Origin of the sequence: Lewinella sp. (assembly GCF_050633125.1) — a bacterium.
Taxonomy (GTDB): domain Bacteria; phylum Bacteroidota; class Bacteroidia; order Chitinophagales; family Saprospiraceae; genus Lewinella.
Genome location: NZ_JBOEFX010000095.1, coordinates 22276 through 40608, shown reverse-complemented (window position 1 = coordinate 40608; position 18333 = coordinate 22276). Strand labels below are relative to the sequence as shown.

Annotated in this window: 15 protein-coding genes; 6 read left to right on the top strand and 9 right to left on the bottom strand. The window is 45.5% G+C overall.

All coding sequences use genetic code 11. The features are described from left to right. Positions 1-92: 92 nt before the first annotated feature. Complete coding sequence (locus tag ACRBG0_RS20065) at positions 93-3050, bottom strand: WD40/YVTN/BNR-like repeat-containing protein (RefSeq protein WP_431488635.1); 2958 nt, start codon at positions 3048-3050, stop codon at positions 93-95. Between the two features lie 194 nt (positions 3051-3244). Between ACRBG0_RS20065 and ACRBG0_RS20060 the strand changes: the two genes are divergently transcribed. Beyond that, positions 3245-5350: a GEVED domain-containing protein gene (locus tag ACRBG0_RS20060; protein ID WP_431488634.1), complete on the top strand. Its 2106-nt coding sequence runs from the start codon at positions 3245-3247 to the stop codon at positions 5348-5350. Positions 5351-5453: 103 nt separating this feature from the next. On the opposite strand, the gene ACRBG0_RS20055 is transcribed toward ACRBG0_RS20060, so the two are convergent. Next, complete coding sequence (locus ACRBG0_RS20055) at positions 5454-6041, bottom strand: hypothetical protein (RefSeq protein ID WP_431488633.1); 588 nt, start codon at positions 6039-6041, stop codon at positions 5454-5456. A 186-nt stretch (positions 6042-6227) separates the two neighbouring features. On the opposite strand from ACRBG0_RS20055, the gene ACRBG0_RS20050 reads away from it, so the two are divergent. The 3 genes from ACRBG0_RS20050 (at position 6228) to ACRBG0_RS20040 (ending at position 9417) form a co-directional block, all read left to right on the top strand. Further along, positions 6228-7679, top strand: a complete 1452-nt coding sequence (locus ACRBG0_RS20050) for a nicotinate phosphoribosyltransferase (RefSeq protein ID WP_431488632.1) — start codon at positions 6228-6230, stop codon at positions 7677-7679. Positions 7680-7686: 7 nt separating this feature from the next. Continuing rightward, positions 7687-8403, top strand: coding sequence for an NUDIX hydrolase (locus ACRBG0_RS20045; RefSeq protein WP_431488631.1), 717 nt, complete (start codon positions 7687-7689; stop codon positions 8401-8403). 159 nt (positions 8404-8562) lie between these two features. Then, a complete protein-coding gene (locus ACRBG0_RS20040; RefSeq protein ID WP_431488630.1) occupies positions 8563-9417 on the top strand; it encodes an MBL fold metallo-hydrolase in 855 nt (284 codons plus the stop codon). Between the two features lie 127 nt (positions 9418-9544). Here ACRBG0_RS20040 and ACRBG0_RS20035 read toward each other — a convergent pair whose 3' ends face one another. The 7 genes from ACRBG0_RS20035 to ACRBG0_RS20005 form a co-directional block, all read right to left on the bottom strand. Further along, a complete protein-coding gene (locus ACRBG0_RS20035; protein WP_431488629.1) occupies positions 9545-9790 on the bottom strand; it encodes an FUSC family protein in 246 nt (81 codons plus the stop codon). Positions 9791-9814: 24 nt separating this feature from the next. Continuing rightward, positions 9815-10447 (bottom strand): polyphosphate polymerase domain-containing protein, encoded by a 633-nt coding sequence (locus ACRBG0_RS20030; RefSeq protein WP_431488628.1) that lies wholly within the window; start codon positions 10445-10447, stop codon positions 9815-9817. Positions 10448-10488: 41 nt separating this feature from the next. After that, positions 10489-11643: a 3,4-dihydroxy-2-butanone-4-phosphate synthase gene (gene ribB, locus ACRBG0_RS20025; RefSeq protein WP_431488627.1), complete on the bottom strand. Its 1155-nt coding sequence runs from the start codon at positions 11641-11643 to the stop codon at positions 10489-10491. After that, positions 11615-12808, bottom strand: coding sequence for a glycosyltransferase (locus ACRBG0_RS20020; RefSeq protein ID WP_431488626.1), 1194 nt, complete (start codon positions 12806-12808; stop codon positions 11615-11617). The genes ribB and ACRBG0_RS20020 overlap by 29 nt, the downstream gene beginning before the upstream one ends. Positions 12809-12813: 5 nt before the next feature. Then, the gene (locus tag ACRBG0_RS20015) at positions 12814-14025 is read right to left on the bottom strand and encodes a glycosyltransferase family 4 protein (protein ID WP_431488625.1); all 1212 of its coding nucleotides are present in this window, start codon (positions 14023-14025) and stop codon (positions 12814-12816) included. Between the two features lie 222 nt (positions 14026-14247). Next, on the bottom strand, positions 14248-16113 hold the full coding sequence (locus ACRBG0_RS20010; RefSeq protein ID WP_431488624.1) for a M1 family metallopeptidase: 1866 nt from the start codon (positions 16111-16113) through the stop codon (positions 14248-14250). Positions 16114-16193: 80 nt separating this feature from the next. Beyond that, a complete protein-coding gene (locus ACRBG0_RS20005) occupies positions 16194-17237 on the bottom strand; it encodes an ABC transporter substrate-binding protein (protein ID WP_431488623.1) in 1044 nt (347 codons plus the stop codon). A gap of 139 nt (positions 17238-17376) precedes the next feature. On the opposite strand from ACRBG0_RS20005, the gene ACRBG0_RS20000 reads away from it, so the two are divergent. Both ACRBG0_RS20000 and ACRBG0_RS19995 read left to right on the top strand, forming a co-directional pair. Further along, on the top strand, positions 17377-17928 hold the full coding sequence (locus ACRBG0_RS20000) for a DUF6580 family putative transport protein (protein WP_431488622.1): 552 nt from the start codon (positions 17377-17379) through the stop codon (positions 17926-17928). A gap of 14 nt (positions 17929-17942) precedes the next feature. Further along, positions 17943-18107 (top strand): DUF5522 domain-containing protein, encoded by a 165-nt coding sequence (locus tag ACRBG0_RS19995; RefSeq protein WP_431488621.1) that lies wholly within the window; start codon positions 17943-17945, stop codon positions 18105-18107. Positions 18108-18333 lie beyond the last annotated feature (226 nt).

Sequence of the window (18333 nt, the reverse complement as noted above, 5' to 3'; positions counted from 1 at the left end):
GAAGTAGTTTCCATTCAGGGGAACGCAAAGAAAGAAACTTTTCTTTAACCCTGCAAGCCAAAGCCTATTTCTTTTCTTGCGGAAAGACTTGTTTATTTATCGAGTATTGGGTCGTCTCTCAGTTCTATCTGCCCGCTTACAACTTGGCCCTGGTAGTCGATCTCTACGGCATAATGACCTGCTTCTGCCCTTGTTCTACGTGGCCTTTTGCCTAATGGGTATCCGTAGCGGCCATAGGAAGCAGACATCATATCCCATAATTCCAGATAGCGATGTTCATCATAGTTTTGCCTAACTTTTACAAACTCATTATATAGCTCTGCTAGCTCGCTCCGTTTCGTTTTATCCTCAATGCTTCCTCTTAACTGGTCTATTGTTTCCAGCATAACAGAAATGTCTTTGATAGCAGGAACAGGCGGGAAGTTCAAATCCCAGTATATGCGATTGAGGCCTGGTCTGGCAGCAACTTTCCATCGTTGGCTTTCCGTCAGATTCCCTTTGACGGTAATCGTCAACGAGTCTCCTGCATTTTCGGGAGCTACCCAGCACTGGATCAGTCCGCCAGGCGCAGGGTTTTCGCCCCTAAATTCAAAATAGGGCTGCTTGCGCCCGGTATTGATACTTTGCCAACGGGTAGACCGCCGACTTGGTAGAAAGCTAAATTCTCCTTTGCTACCCACTTGCGCAAGGGCACGCAACGCACTCAGGTCATCCAATATCCAGATGCTTCGACCATGGGTGCCTGCAATAAGGTCTCCCTCGCGCGGGTGGATGATCAGGTCATGAATGGCTACCCGAGGCATATTGTTTCGCAAAGTCTGCCAATGCTTACCTCGGTCGAGGCTAAAATGTACAGCGGTTTCGGTACCTACAAAAAGCAGGTTTTCTACTTGTGGGTCTTCTCGAACAACGTAGCAACTCCATTCTTTGGGCAAGCCTTCTTGAAGTGCCTCCCATGTTTCCCCATAGTCTTCGGTAACAAATACATAGGGCTGCATATCATCGTAACGATGATTGTCTAACGTGACATAGCACCGGCCTGGTTGATGCCGAGAGGGTTCTACTCTACTTACCCAAGCACTCCCTCCGTAGGATTTTCCTGGGACCGCCTCGCGGCGAGGTACCTCGGGGAGGTTAATGCCTACTTCTTTCCATTCATGACCACCATCTCGGGTTACGTGCAGATAGCCATCATCTGTACCCGCCCAGACGACATCTGTATTCATAGGCGATTCGGCGGTGGTCACTATCGTGAAGTGATTTTCTCCGCCGGTAACACTACGCGTGAGGTAACCACTAGCGGATGGATTGCGCCATTTCGGATCATTACTGGTTAAATCAGGACTGATGATACGCCAACTTTTTCCCCGATCATCGGAGCGGAATAGATGGTTACCCGCAAAATAAACCCGCTGCGGAAGGGTAGGAGAGAGCACCAGCGGGCTACTCCAGTTGAACCGGAATTGAGGAGGTAGCTTTTGCCAGTCAGTTTCTTCGTAGAAAAACCAGTGCTCTCCGGGATCAATAGTGTATTCAATTAAAGGATCGGTCCGTTTCGGATCGAAATGATCGCGGTAATTGCTAATGGTTTGAGGGCTTGGTGTAATGTACTCGTACCCTCTGGTTTCGCGATTTATTCTTACGGCAAACCCTACGTGATTTACCAAGTAGGTTGTTCGCCAATCGGTAGGGTCTACCTGGAAATGGAAACCATCACCTTCGCCTACCCAAGTGTTGTGTTCGTTCAAAATTCCTCGACGCTCCCGGCTGTTACTTGGCCCTACCCACAGGCCGTTATCTTGTAAACCGCCGCCTACCCAGTAAGGGTCTTGCATGTCTGCACCAATGGCATAGTACTGTCCAATAGCCATGTTATTGTAAGAAAGAATAGTCGCTCCGCCATCTATACTGATCCGTAAACCTTGGTCTGTGCCCAAGTACATGATGTCACTATCATAAGGGGCTATCCACATGGCGTGATCATCACCTCCATCCGTTCGCCAACGCCGGGGCTTAAAGGTTTCACCACCATCATAAGAGATTTGGAAGTCACGCGAAACGACGTAAATGGTATCAGGCCGTGAGGGGTCAATCTCTATTTGCCCGTGGTAAAAAGGCCGCACGGCATGTTTGTACATGAAACGCCAGTGGTCACCGCCGTCATCGGAGCGATAGACCCCGGAACCAGGTACGCCTTTAGGCAAGTTTTCATCCGCTTCTATGGCTGCCACCAAAATATTGGGATACTTTTTACAAATGGAAATATCAATCATCCCCATAGCGCCGGTAGGCAATCCTTCTGTCAGTTTTATCCAAGTCTTTCCACTGTCTGTACTTTTGAACAATCCCCCTTGTTCGCCTCCGCTGGTGTAATAAAAAGGTTGCCGCAACCGATGGTAGAAGCCAGCAAAAAGGGTGCTGGTATCTTCGGGGTGCATAACGACTTCGGTGCAGCCTGTTTTACCATCTTGGGGCAGGTTATTCGTGAGTTTTTCCCAATTATCGCCTCCGTCTATTGTTTTGTACAAACCTCTTTCTCCACTATATCCCCAAAGGTGACCAACGACTGCCACATACGCAATGTCAGGATCAGTAGGGTGTAAGGCAATGTCGGCAATGTGATGGCTGTCCTCAAACCCAACCCGTACAAAACTTTGCCCACCATCGGTACTTTTATATAAACCATCACCCCAACCAGAGCTGTTGCGATTGGCAGATTCGCCAGTTCCTACCCAGATGATCTCCGGTTGCGCCTGGTGTAAAGCAACAGATCCAATGGACCCTGCGCCGTAATCATCAAAAATAGCGTCCCAGGTGATCCCTCCATTCTTACTTTGAAAAACACCTCCGGAAGCGGAGGCACAAATGACATGGCGGTAGTTGGTGCTCAATGCATCAATATCCGCAATTCGGCCCATCATGTTGGCAGGACCAATATTACGCCATTCCAAACTTTGAAAATGAGCTGGATCAGATTGAGCACTGACGAGATAAGAAATACCTAATAGGCAAGAGAAAAGGAGTAGGCGGTTTCGTTCGAGCATTTTCATTTAAAGGTACGTATTAGACCGTATTTTGAATAATAGCTTTTAAATGTGAGTATTAAAAATATTTAAAAAAATGTTAATATGATTGATGGTGTTATTGTTCAATACATTATCTTAGTGATTGATAATCATTAGATTTATATACAGGAATTGTACATGAATCTATATCCCAAAACACACCTAAAGAAGAATTTGCTATGAAGCATTTATCTATTACACGTCTCTACTTTACCTTTTTCTGTTCCTTATTCTTAACCTTTAGTCATCTTTTTGCGGGCAGTATTCTTGAGAATGCCCCTTTTACAAGACCATCTGGTGAAAATATTTCAGAGGCTGGGCCCGTCGCTGTATGTCTTGCTTATGTTTATGTAGCGGTAGGAAGCAGCTGCGATGTTACCCTAACACCAGCAATGATTGATGGAGGCTCGTCTGATGCTGATGGCGATCCACTTACCTTTAGTTTAGATAATCCAGGGCCTTACGATCCTGGTGTTTATACTGTTTTTCTTACTGTTAGTGATGGCAGTTCTACGAATCAATGTTGGAGTACCGTTACTGTCGAAGACAAGATAAGCCCCACGGCCATTTGTGTCAGTAATGTCAATGTAAGCCTGGGCCCGGACGGTACGATCACCGCCTTGCCTGAATATATTGATGCCGGTAGTTTCGACAACTGTGATATTGACCTCAGTATCAGCAGCGGCCCTACGGAATTTGATTGCTCTGATGTAGGAGAAACATTTACCCTTTTCCTAACGGTAGAAGATGTTGGTGGCAATACCAATACTTGTTTCTCGGAGGTGAGTATTGTTGATCCTGGTAGTTTTTGTGAAAACGAAGCTCCCGTTGCTGTTTGTCTAGATGGGCTTAGTGTCTCCGTAGGTGGAGATTGTGAATCACCACTATTATTTCCTGCCGATTTTGACGCTGGCTCTTTTGACCCAGATGGCGATCCGCTTACCTACAGCATAGACAATGAAGGTCCTTTCGCACCCGGTACGTATAACGTTACGCTTACCGTTAGTGATGGCAGTTTATCGAATTCGTGTTTTACGGAAGTGCAAGTTACTACTCCAAATAACACCACTTATGAATGGATTGAAACAGTAGCAGTAGCTGATCTAGATAATAATTCTGGAGATAATGGAGGATATGCTGATTTCACCGCATTAAGCACTACGCTGGCTATTGGCAATAATTATGAAATAGCGCTCACACCCGGTTACGCAGCCAGCACTTACACCGAAAGGTGGCGCGTCTATATCGATTTCAATGAGGATGGGGTGTTTTCTAACCCTGCTGAAAGAGTTGCTCAAACACAAGGAGTGGGGCCGCAATTAGCAAATATTTTACTACCAGAAGGCACTTTGACGGGTACAACCACAATGCGCGTTGTGATGAGTTATGGTGATTTTGAGAATACTTGTGACGATGATTTTGAAGGAGAAGTAGAGGATTATACGGTGGTTATTGCAAACTGTGAAGATGTGCCCGGTTGTATTTCTTATTGTGAGTCCGAAGGACAAAATACCAGTTACGAATGGATAAGAAGGGTACGTTTAAGAAGCATCAATAACAATTCTGGTGACGATGGCGGCTATGGCGATTATACGGCCCTGAGTACCAATGTGACAACCGGATCAACTTATAACATGAGATTGCGGCCAGGGTTTTCGGGCAGCTCCTACCAAGAATACTGGCGGGTTTGGGTAGACTGGAACCAAGATGGGAACTTCAGTGCTGGCGAACTAATGGTACAAGAAAATGACAACGGAAATATTATAACTTCTCTGACGGTGCCAACAGCTGCATTGGCAGGCCCCACCCGTATGCGGGTAGCCATGCAGTATAATCAATATGCAAACGCTTGCGATAATTTTGGCGATGGAGAAGTAGAGGACTATACCGTAAATGTAGTTTCCACCGCGGGATTAATAGTCTCGGAAGACGAAATAGCACAAGCGGAAACGACAAATGAGGTAAAGCAGCAATCGGTGAATAACTCAAATGATGAGTCACCGCAGTTGGCTATTGCTATTCCAGATGCCAGAACCTTGGGTTTACAACTAGCTCCTAACCCTGCGAAGGATGTCGTTAATGTTAGCGTAAATCCACTTTTTGAAGATGCGGAATTAAGGATAATAGATCAAGTCGGCCGAGTAGTTTGGTACCAAACCTGGAATGTGGATCAGCAATCACAAACGCTGGATTTACAAAGCCTTGGTTTAGCGAACGGAGTCTATTTCATAAACCTACAAACGACCACAGAAAAGATTACTAAACGACTAGTAGTTGCGAAGTAGATTGTAATTACTAAGCTGGGTTTTCGACTTTTTTTGCCAAAAGTCCAGCTTAGTTCTGGCCTGTCTGAATTTTGGCCTAAGCCAAAATTCAGACAGGCTTATTTTATTGCTTGAAAACCGTAAACGAATCAATAAACCTATCAGTAGAAGTATTCATCCCATACTCCCGACGCGTGACGGTCTGGACAGTGTAGAAACGTTGATCAGCAATGATTGCTTTGGTGCGGATGCTGCCTCTGCCATTGAGGTAGTCAATCCGCCAATAGCGATAAGGAAAAGTTTGGATAAAGCCATCTTGAGAAAACATCATCTCGCCACGAACGGATTCCAGGGCAGCCTCTTGGGTTTCGTCAAACAGTGCATTCAAAAGATCAGTACTGTCTTTGGGTAGTGCCCCTTCCGGGTAATCCACATAGCTAATCATGTAAACCTCGTTCTCCGCTTTTTCACTGGTAGGCGCAAGGTACAGCGTATGGTAGACCATCTTGCCCAGAGGTGTGTCGATACTGTCAATTTTTTCCTGAAAATCACCAGGGCTCCATACGCGAAACTTACCCTCAAAATGGGCTTTTTCTTCCCATGTCGCCTCGGCCAATTCCCAGCTTTTTAGAGGGTCAAGGGCATCATCGTCCTGACTGAAAAGAAGGTTGGTAAAGCAAAGGGTCAAAAAAAACAAAAATGATATCTTCATACTAAATGGCATACTTGTCGTAATCTTTATGGTCACATTCGTTTCTTAAACCGGTCTCCCAGGTATTTATTGTGACGTAAGTATAGACGAATAGTTACCTGAATAGGTTGTATCAGAAATAAGTGGTGCTTTTTTGCAAATTACAAGAATAAACTATACCTTAGTTTCGAAAACAAACTAAGTCTAATGATTCAAGGCTCTCATTTAAGCAAAATATACCGGGCAGGGTGGGGGAACCTCACCGATTTGTACCAGCTCACGATGGCCTACGGCTATTGGCAGCAGAAGATACATGACCGTCCAGCTGTTTTTAATCTTTTCTTCCGGGCTCATCCCTTCAAGGGGCAGTACACCGTAGCCGCAGGCTTGGCATTGGTGGCAGATTTTTTGCAGAACTTTGGTTACTCTGCCGAAGAAGTACAGTATTTGGGTAGCCTGAAAGGTGGAGATGGTCGCGCCCTGTTTTCAGAAACATTTCTACATTACCTCCAACGAATGCGTTTTACAGGTTCTGTTCACGCTGTACCAGAGGGAACATTGATGTTTCCGCATGAGCCTTTAATTCGTATTGAAGCCCCTTTGGCTCAGGCCCAATTGATAGAGACGGCCTTGCTTACGTTGGTCAATTTTTCTAGCCTTATCGCTACCAAAGCTGCTCGGATGCGCCAAGCCGCCGGAGACGACAGTCTGATTGAGTTTGGTCTACGGCGCGCTCAAGGTATCGATGGTGGCCTGACGGCCAGCAGGTCCGCTTTTATTGGTGGTTGTAATGGAACTAGTAACGTTTGGGCAGGTCAGCATTTAGGCATTCCTGTGAAGGGAACGCACGCTCATAGTTGGATCATGGTTTTTGCCGATGAATTGGAAGCCTTTCGGAAATACGCAGCTGCTTTACCTAATAATTGTACGTTTTTAGTAGACACTTACGATACGATAGCCGGCGTGGAAAATGCCATCAAGGTTGGTTTAGAACTTCAAGAAGAGGGGCACAGAATGATAGGCATTCGCTTGGATAGCGGTGATTTGGCTAGCCTCAGTAAGCGGGCCCGAGATTTACTAGACGAGGCAGGTTTCCCTGAGGCAAAGATTGTCGCGAGCAATGATCTAGACGAGCATGCTATACGTGATTTAAAACACGCTGGCGCAAAGATTACTACTTGGGGAATCGGCACTCGTCTGGCTACGGCTTATGATCAACCCGCACTGGGTGGCGTGTACAAATTAGCTGCTATTGCCAATGAGGAAGGCCAGTTAGAACCGCGTATCAAATTGAGTGACCAAGAAATCAAAACCTCCAATCCTGGTGCACAGCAAGTACGTCGATTTTATGAAAATGGCATTCCCGTGGGAGATATCATTTATCAGGTTGGACGCCCCCCTGGTGTGCTGCCGGAGTTGGTCGCGTTTAATATGGCTGGAACTATAAAGTTGCCCGAAAATGCGGAGAGTAAAGACCTCCTTCTTCCCATCATAAAAGAGGGAGAATTCTGCTATGATTTTCCTACCTTAGAGGAAATTAAAGACTTCTGTCGCACACAAATTAAAGGCCTTGAAAAAAGGGCTGACAAACCCTATGTTTATGGATTAGAGCTTCAATTAGCTGCTCTAAAGCAACAATTGATCGCTCAAAACAAGTAACTTAGGCATGCCATATACTTACGAATATCCACGCCCTTCGATCACGGTAGACTGCATTATTTTCGGTCTAGACGAATCTCAACAGCTAAAAGTCTTGTTGATTCGGCGTAAACTAGATCCCTATGCTAATAAATGGGCCTTGCCCGGTGGTTTTGTACATATGGAGGAATCCTTGGAAAATGCGGCCCGTCGGGAGCTTAAGGAAGAAACTGGCGTAGAGAATGTGTTCATGGAACAACTGTATACCTTTGGTAGTCTCGACCGCGATCCTCGTGGCAGGGTGATCAGTGTTGCCTATTTTGCACTGGTCAACCTCTCGGAACATACCCTGCGAGCGGATACCGATGCAGGAGATGCGGCCTGGTTCAGCATCAATGAGCTTCCTGAATTGGCCTTTGACCATTCTACGATTCTTCGTACTGCACTTGATCGCTTACGTGCTAAATTACGCTACCAGCCGCTTGGCTTTGAATTGCTACCGGAGCATTTTACACTTTCCCAATTGCAACAGCTCTACGAAACAGTATTGGGAGTTCCCAGTCTAAATAAGCGCAATTTTCGTACCCGCATTTTGAAAATGGGAGTGCTAAACGAGGTCGGCCGACAAACCAATGTTGCTCACCGCCCAGCAATGCTCTTTAGTTTTGATAAAGAAAAATACGAGGAACTCTTCCAGAACCGAGAGGCTGATCTCCTCAAGCGGGGCGTTGATTTCGAAATTTAAGCTTATATTTAAAAACAGCACAAAAATAAATTGAGCCTTCCTTTTCAAATAGAGAACTAAGTGGTTCATTTCGAGTGTGTTAATTTTTTGGAGAACCTCAAAGACCACGAAGTAGCTGCGAGGCGAACGTTTGATTTATTTTTTGCGCAATATGTCGTCATGAAGCTAACTTTTATCCCTACCGGACTTTTTAAACTTGATGGTGGCGCTATGTTTGGCGTCGTGCCCAAGCAATTATGGCAACGCCTGAACCCACCCGACGAGAACAACCTTTGCACCTGGGCAATGCGTTGTTTGCTCATCGAAACAGGCAGCCGAAAGATTCTCGTAGATACAGGAATTGGCGACAAACAAGACGAGCGATTTCGCTCTCATTTCCATCCTCATGGCGAGGATACGCTGATAGGGAGCCTAGCCAAACAAGGCTTAAAACCCGAAGATATTACTGATGTATTGTTAACCCACCTGCATTTTGATCACGTAGGCGGAGCGGTGAAATACAATGCAAAAGGAGCGTTGGTGCCTACCTTCCCCAATGCGACTTACTGGACCAATGATCGTCATTGGCAATGGGCGATCGATCCCAACCCCAGAGAAGCAGCATCCTTCTTGAAAGAAAACCTTTTACCGTTGAAAGAGCATGGTGTTCTTGAAATGCTAGATGTACAAAAAGATGATCTCGAATGGCTTCCGGGCATTAGCCTGCGTTATGTTTATGGCCACACAGAAGCCATGATGTTGCCCATTATTGAGCACCAAGGGCAAACTTTGGTTTATGCTGCCGATTTATTGCCTTCATCTTTCCATATCAACATGCCCTATGTGATGGCCTATGATGTACGACCGCTGGATACACTAGTCGAAAAAGCACGCCTACTAGAAGAGGCCGAAGCCAATGATTGGCTGATTGCCTTTGAGCATGATCCTCAGCTGGCAGTTACGCGCCTGGCACGCAATGAAAAAGGCCGACTGGGAGTAGGTGAGCTAACGAATTTGAGTGGTTTTAATGGATAAGGACTCAACGGCGGCTCGATTCTTTTGAATCATTGCATGATCAATATTTACCATCAATTGCCTACTCCATAAGGTTGAAATTGATTTCATGTTTTCATTTTGAGGTGTTACAATATTCCACCATTATCTATTTCAATCCTCGCTCTTTCAGTAGCTCTTCCAAAGCTTCGTTGTTTTTAGAATCGTTAACTATTTTCCAAATGAAAAACAAAGGAATTAATGTGAAAAGCCCAACCGTATTTTTCCAAATACTCCAGGCGATAACGCCAATCATAATCCCAATGGTTAGCGCACTCAAAATGGGAGCATATTTCATTTTCTTCGCTTCGGCTAGTAGTTCTTGATCTGTTAATTCTGATAGTTCTTTTTGCATGTTTATTGTTGTTTTGGTTACTCCTCAGCCCATCACCAAGCTCACCCCCATCACATACTTACTATTCTTCGTAAGCCGGAAAGGGAGGTGTGCAAAAATGTCCTGCGCAGCCTGATCGTATTCTTGCTCGTATTTGAGCTCTAATACACAGGCCATGTCGTCAATGAATTGGGTGTTGACGGGCGGGTGACTCCAGGAGAAAGGTGCGAAGTTCATCTTCCAATCAATAGTAATCCGGAAGCGTCCATCAGCGGAACCCCAGTAGGAGCGATCATAGCTATTGATTAGCACAGGGCGTAAGGGGAGGTATTGCAAAGCAGGTATTTGCTGGAACAGCGACCTTAGGTCTTTCCAGTCCGTAGAGGACAGTTTTTGACTTTCTTTAGTACCTAACTCACCGTCTTTTATCTTGATTTCGAAAACGGGGTGGGGAAGTTGAACGGCTGTTTTTCCGTACCACCTCAGGCGATGTTTACGTCGTTGAGGGTTGCCCGCCACATTTTGATAAAACTCATCAAGGGCAGGCGTGTCAAAATAGATATTATTTACCTGACGATCAGGAAATAACGGTCTAAAGCTAGCTGGATGACTCCGTAGCACCTGGGCTACCCAAGGAGGAGACAAGCCTTCGATCCGGTATTTCCTTTCGTATCGCAATTCGTTGTTCTTTGGTGTGGTCAGAGAGGGTTTCTATAAAACTAGAGCTCCTCGTGTCCTACTATCTCCAGCCCGTAGCCATCAATAGCAACACGGCGGCGGGGGTGATTGGTCAGGAGCACAATGTTTCCAAGGCCTAGGTCATGGAGAATTTGGGCACCAACGCCGAAATCACGTTGTTCTACCTGGTGGTTATTGTCTGCGACTTTTTCTTTCTTAGGCTTACTGTCATTCAGTTCTGAGAGGTGTTGCAGTATATCGTCATGCTTTTCACTGTGCCGCATATACAGCACCACTCCTTCTCCTTTTTCTGTAACTTTTTGAAGAGCTTTGTCCAGGCTCACATAGCTGTCACCCATGAGTAAGTTCAGCAGGCCATTGCTTTCCATTCCAGAATGAACCCTGACCAGAACGTTATCTTCGGTAGACCATTTTCCTCCTTTGACGAAAGCCAGGTGCAGATCATCAGTCGTTAGTTGGCGAAAAGCAATCACGGTAAATTTACCAAAACGGGTATCCAATTCGGTCGTCAGCTCTCGTTTAACCAAACGCTCATTGCGCATACGATAGGCAACGAGGTCTTTGATTGCGATAATCTTTAAACCAAAGTGTTCAGAAATCTTCATCAATTGGGGCAATCGAGCCATCGTCCCATCGGTATTCAAGATTTCTACGAGTACGCCAGCCGGAGCATATCCCGCCATTTGAGCAAGGTCAATAGCAGCTTCTGTATGGCCGGTACGCCGCAACACACCACCTGTTTTGGCACGGAGTGGGAAGATATGGCCCGGGCGAGCAAAGTCGGTAGACTTAATATTGGGATCAATCATGGCTTTGATGCCCGTCGCTCGGTCGTAAGAGGAGATGCCGGTCGTGCAACCCTGCCCGATAAGATCTATGGATACCGTAAATGCTGTTTCGTGCAGAGCCGTATTAGAAGTTACCATCATCGGTAAATCCAATTCATTGGCCCTGTTTTCATCAATTGGCGTACAAATTAAGCCTCGGCCATGAGTGGCCATGAAGTTGATGATTTCAGGCGTAACACACTCTGCAGCACAGATAAAGTCGCCTTCATTCTCTCGATCCTCATCATCGACAACAATGATGATTTCTCCAGCCTTGATAGCGGCAATGGCTTCTTCGATAGTGTGGAGGTTAAACTCTTTATTGTCGTTTTGGTGGTTGCCAGACATTGGATTTGATACCTTTAACATAGCGTATATATCCAGCCAATAAGGCCAGGTTCATGGTTAGGAAATAGCGAACGTTTCGCAATAAAGCCCAGTGTATGTGCAACTTTTTAAGACCTTCGTCAAGGAGTGGTGTAAGCACATATAAGGCTGTTAGCAGTATAAACAGTAGGGCATAAAATTGGTTGTGGAACAACAACCCTGCCGTTAACCACAGCAAAATTAACCATATTGGCCCAAGCCAACGCAAAATTTTATGAGAAAAGAATGGAAAGTTGGGTAATCCGACCGGCGGAAGCCATAAATCCGGGAAGGTAAACATGTTTTGAAGGTTACCTGCTGAAATCCGTGCTTTGCGCCGAAACTCTTCGTCAAGCTCATGCCCCACAGGTTCGTAACACAAGGCAGAAGGCTCTTTGATCGCTAATCCACCTTTGCGAAAAGCCTGTAAGGTAATGTAGAAATCATCTACAAGAAAGTTGTCAGGGACGGGCGCAAAAAAGTCGGAGCGCAGGGCATAACAGCCTCCAAAAGGGCCAATCATTTTTTTCCACAAGACCCCCTCGTAGTATTTTAAACGGCCTTCCCAGGAGATGTAACTGTTTTCTGAACCGGAAATGTCTTTTTGCAGCATACCGGTATGCAACATCTGAGCATCTACAATAGCAAGGTCAGGATGTTTAAAATGTTTTACCAAAGTAGCACAAACACCTGGGCTCATCATCACACTGGCATCAGTGATCACAAAAATGTGATCAGCCCCGGCAGGGAAGTGGCTCGTGGCTGTTGCCGCCAACTGATTAATAACGCCCGGCTTACCTTGACGTTTGGAAAAAGGGAAAAAATGTAGGTGAGTATGCTGTGTGGCATAGCCGCTGATGATCTCATTCGTATTGTCCGAGGAGTTGTCGGAACCAATGTAGATATTGATTTTTCCATGTGGATATTCCTGTTCGATCAGGCTTGTGAGCTTTTCCTCTATAACGGCCTCCTCATTATGGACAGCCATTAAGACTGAAATACGTGGGAAATGCTCGGGAGATTCGTATTGTTCGGTATCGAGTTGCTTGCCTCGTGCGAGGATAGACAACACTATCGGATAAATCAGGTAAGTGTATAGGAGCGCCAAAAGGCTCGACCAGAAAATACATTGTAGAAAAAGGGACATAAGCATCAAACCGTCTCCACCAAGTGATTGGTATAAGCTTCCATTACCCGGCTGGCAATGTGAAGGCTTTCATATTCTTCGCAAACAAAACGCTGGGCTTGTTGCCCTATATCGGTTAAGCGCTGATCAGTCCCCAGGACATAGCGTAAGCTTTCAACATATTGATCAGGAGTATTCGAAACAAGAACATCTTCCTGGTGGGTAGCAGTGATGCCTTCCAAGCCAATACTCGTAGAGATAACGACTTTTCCAAGCGCCATTCCCTCTAGAATTTTTGCCCGCATTCCGCTACCAGAAAGTAAAGGTACGATCATCATGGGGTGTTGGTTAATAAAGGTAGCAGAGTCGGGGACCTCTCCGTGAACAATGATGTTTTTCTTTTTTAGCTGTAGCAATGATTTTGGTGTATTCCGGCCGGCAATATGGAGCTCTAACTGGGGAAACTCTTTCTGCACTAAAGGCCATACCCGCTGAATAAACCATTCAAGGCCTTCCAGGTTGGGCATCCAGTCAAGGCTGCCAATGAAAGATATACTAGGATTTTGGTTACTCAGGGGTTCCGTTTCGCCAAAGTGCTCAACGGAAATACCGATGGGGGTAACTACTGCTGGTGTTTCACATCCCAAGTTGCGGAAATACCGCAAATCCCTTTCTGTAATAGGAAGTAAAATGTCGTAATCGCGTAAGGCTTGCGTCTCAAAACGCCGTAACTTTTTAGTAAGGTGCCGTAAGTACCAGCGCTTGAGGCCATTGTTGGTATGGCTCGTGATGCGTTCCCATATTTCGTGTTCCACATTGTGGGCCCGCATACTTACAAGTGCTTGTGATTTGGCCCTGATTGTGGGTATGTAGGGAGCCAGGTACAAGGTTTCCAACTGAACAATGTCATAATTTTCCGCCTCCAACATCTCAGATAGTTTTTGAGAAAAAGCTGGAGAAACAAAACGGGAAATATGATAAGATTCCTCTGAAAACAAATTGAGAAAAGCAGCAGCGGGTTTCAGTCGATTATCAACGCCAACAGTTCTAATGGTTTTGAAGTGGCTGGCTTCAGGTGGATAAGTGCTGGCTTTGAAAAAATGCTTGCTGGTATTCATTGCCAGAAGGCTGACCTCACAGCCCAATTCACTAAGCGCACGACTAAGTGTATGCACCGCAATAGATTCTCCGTCTTTAAGCGGATAAGGAAATTTTTTGCAGAGTAGTAGAATCTTCATGCGTTGGCTTTGTACGATAGTTGCTTAGATATTGAGAAGGATAATCAGTAGTACAATGAACCAATAATTATCCTTCTCTCTTAACTATCCCGATAACGAAGTTTTTGAAACTTGTGTCCAAAAAATCAGTCGGGATATACCGACCAAAGTAGTTAGGACAAAGGCCCAAACTGCTTTAAGATCGGTATAGCTTTTGGGAGGTGCAAGGGTTACGCAGTGTTGTTACTTGTTGTCAGATGGCTGCCAAGTATTATTAGAACGGTCGGTATCCAACATCCGTCCACTTGCGTCCACTTCAATTGAGCGGATATTTTTGAAAGCGATATCCAAGGTTAATTCATAAGTGGGATTGGTCCAAGGCCAGTCTGGAGCAAGATTATAGGTTTTTCCACCTTCTGCTTGCTTGGCACCACGCATAATGCCTAGCGGGATAGTGTAAAGCACCTCGTCACCATTGCTCATGGTTACCGTTACATCAACGGGCATAGGCATGGTGCCTAAATTCTTTAAACGGACGATGGATGTCTTTTTCTTGCTTCCTTCGTCGGCTCCCTCTATAGCATAGTCAGGCAAACGGGTAGTGTATACAAAGTACTCTTTGAACCAGTCCAACTCCATGCCTGATTCCTTTTCCATGACCCGAATCACATCGTTAGGATTGGGGTGCTTGAATTTCCAGGTGTTAAAGTACCGAAGAAAACCCGCCTTAAAAGTTTCCTGACCTAAAATGTATTGCAGTTGGTACAAAAACAAAGACCCTTTTACATAAGAACCTACGCCATAAGCGGCATTGGTAGAAAAGTGATCAGCGTGAATACTGAGCTGTTCGTCCATCCCGGATTTTACAAAATTGATAAAGCCGGTTACATTATTCAAATGAGGATCAGCTACGGCTTCTCCCTGGATGAGCCCTTCCTGGCGGAGGTGGTTCATAACCTCATCCGAGGCGTAACTTGTGAACCCTTCATCCATCCATGCATAGAGGCTTTCGTTGGTGGCCAATACCATTTGATACCAAGAGTGCATCAACTCGTGTACCGATACACCTACCAAGCTGTTGAGGCTCCGCTCACCGGTAATAAGGGTACCCATTGGGTATTCCATACCGCCGTCACCACCTTGAATAAACGAATATTTCTTATACGGGTAATACCCGTAGTTAGCGTTGATAAAGTCGAAAGCTTTGTCCATAATTCCAGGAAGAAGCTCCCAGTTGGTCGTCGTGGCATCGCCTTCTTGGTAATAGAAGTGGAGTACAGTACCATCAGCACGGGTAAGGGTAGTGTGCTTGTAATCAGGGTCAGCAGCCCACATGAAATCATGAACCATCGGTGCTGAGAAACGGTAAGTACGAGTTTTGCCGGTTGCGGTACCAGCCTTACCATCATTATAGGCGCCACCAATTTCTTCTTTGTTTTGCAAATAACCGGTACCACCAATAAGGTAGTCTTTGTCGATGGTAATATTTACATCAAAGTCACCCCAGATACCATGGAACTCACGACCAACGTATGGGTTGGCATGCCAGCCCTGGTAATCATATTCCGCTAGTTTTGGATACCACTGGGCCATAGAGTAAGAGATGCCTTCGCGGTTATCACGCCCTGAGCGGCGAATTTGTACAGGTACCTGAGCATTGAACTTCATCTTCAGTTCGGTACTCGCTCCTGGAAGGATCGGGTTGGGAAGATCAACCTCCAGGATAGTTCCTGCAACAGTAAACGTAGTAGCATTGCCATCCTGGGTGAGCATTTCTATCTCGTGGTAGCCAATTTCATTAGGTTTTAGCCCCTGAATTCGGTCTGCTACCCGAGAATCTGCATCCCGAATGGTACGAGAGCGGATATCCATCATGCTATTAGGTTGGAAAGCATTAAAGTAGAGGTGATAAAAAACGCGATTCAACGTGTCTGGTGAGTTGTTCGTATAAATAATGGTTTGATCGCCCGTGAATTGATGCTTGTTTACATCAAAGTCGATGTCCATATTATACTTTACTGCTTGTTGCCAATAATTGGCCTGTGCAGAGAGCAGAGAAGAAGAAAAAAGAACAACAAGTGAAGTGTAGAGTAGTCTTTTAAAGCCCATATATATTGTGTTGCGTTTTTACCTTAACGTTTAAAAATGGTTTTTAATACGTCTTCCCTGATGGAGACAGTGAAAAAATGCTAGCGGAAGATTTGGTGAACCAATTGCTCGGCCTTATCTAGTTGATTTTCTGTCATTTCCGCAGTGATCTTCCCTTGAGGGAGATTGAAAGTATTGTTCAGTAATTCTCCAGATGGTGAGAAAACATTAACAGGATGCTCAAAAAAGGCTTCGGCAAACATGCCTTGGTTTTCTTCAATAGTAAGAAACTCCACGAGGTTGATGGCATAATTCCGATAAGGAGCATTGTTTAAGATGCAAATAGGTGTGATGTTATAATAATTGTTTTCATCATTGTCGGTAGGAATCTCCATCTCTAAAGCTGCCAGTGATTTAAACATCTCCGGATTGCCGGAATGCTGGTAGCGAAGAAACTCTGAACCATTGATAAAAGCAATGTCGGCATCTCCTCTGAGTACGGAGGAGATGGCCTCCCAATCACTGCCCTTAGGAGCGTGGTTGAGGTTTTGTTTCAGGGTCTCCAGATAAATACGTGCGGGTTCTTCTCCATGAGCAGCGATCATTCCGGCCACCATACTGATGAGCCCACTACTATCCGGATGAGCCATTGCAACCCGGCCTTGGTAACGAGGATCAAGGATGCCGCCATATTTGCGCATTTGGAGTATGTCTACTCTGTCAGGGCGATAAACAAAACTCATCGTCCACCGGGTCACTCCCGCCCAATAACCTTCGTTATCCACATAGCGAGAAGGAACATAATCACCAAAGGTGCCCGCATTATAAGGCGAAATCACACCTGCCTTTTTCAACTGATGAGCCTGGTAGAGGTCCTCTAAAATAACAAGATCACCTTTAAGTGGACCTTTTTGAGCCAGCTCCACCACGTCTTTGCCTTCATAGATATAAACATCTACCCCTTTGTTGGCTCTGGTACGAAAGGTCGTCAATAACTGCTGATCCTGTACCAGGTAACGGTGAGATAATAAAGCAATATTCTCAGGGTTACTGCTTGCTGCTGCTGGTGGAGTACTGGTAGCCGTATCTGGCTTGCACGCAGAAACTAAACAGTAAATAAGTAAAAAGACAAGAATATTTTTCATAGCATCCATGATGTATCGAAGGGCATTTAAAATTTTCTCCTTCTCTGGCTATCAAAGAATAGCAGAGAATCATTTTTTTGCGATGGGCAAAGGTAAACTTTTCATATCTTTGCAGCGAACCATTTTGTATTTTAGTATTATGAATAATCAGCCCTCCAAAAGTTTAATCCTGGCCATCGTATTAGTCCTCTTTGCTGTTCTCAGCCGGATTATCCCTCACTATCCTAATTTTACGGCCTTAGGTGCAGTCGCGCTTTTTGGTGCTTCACAGCTTAAGGATAAATGGCAGGCTTTATTGATCCCTTTGGTTGCCCTTTACCTCAGCGACCTCTTTATCAATAATATCATCTACGCTGATTATTACAATAACTTTGTCTGGAAAATCAGTCCTTTCGTATACATTGCATTTGCAATGATCATGGGCATCGGCTGGTGGCTTAGAGGCCGTGTCAAGACAGGCAATGTCATCAAAGCCAGCCTCACAGCCTCGGTCGTTTTCTTCCTGCTCACAAATGCAGCCTCTTGGCAGGTTTCTCCTTTGTACACCAAGGATTTTACCGGCTTTATTGCCGCTATCGTAGCAGGTATTCCCTTCTTCTGGAGTACCGTAGCTGGTGATTTGTTTTACTGCGGAGTGATCTTTGGCGCTTACGCTTGGTTTCGCCAGCAGTACCCAGCAAAACTGGCTTAATAGCGCTTTTTCTTATGTCTCCATTGGTAGAAGGCCGTGATTATTATCTGGAAAACGGATTAATGGTCCTGACAGCCTATTTCCTTAAACAACGTGGTTATTGCTGTGGCAATGATTGCCGAAACTGTCCCTACAAGGAAGACAGGGCAATCGTGTGCAGTAAATTTGGAAGAGAGTAGGCGTTTTATGGGGGCCATGCCTTCTCCTGACTGCATCAGTCAGGAGAAGGCACCGGGCTGTCTGTCGCTACCGCTCCTGCCCATCCCCGTCCCTTGTCTTCCTCTCCCGATGGATCGGGATGCGGCGTGTTCCGGCCTGCTGGCCTACACATTGGGCGATGACAAGCAGGTCACCTAAGGTGCGACCTCATCCGAGGTCGATCTGATTACACTATCATTGTTTTCT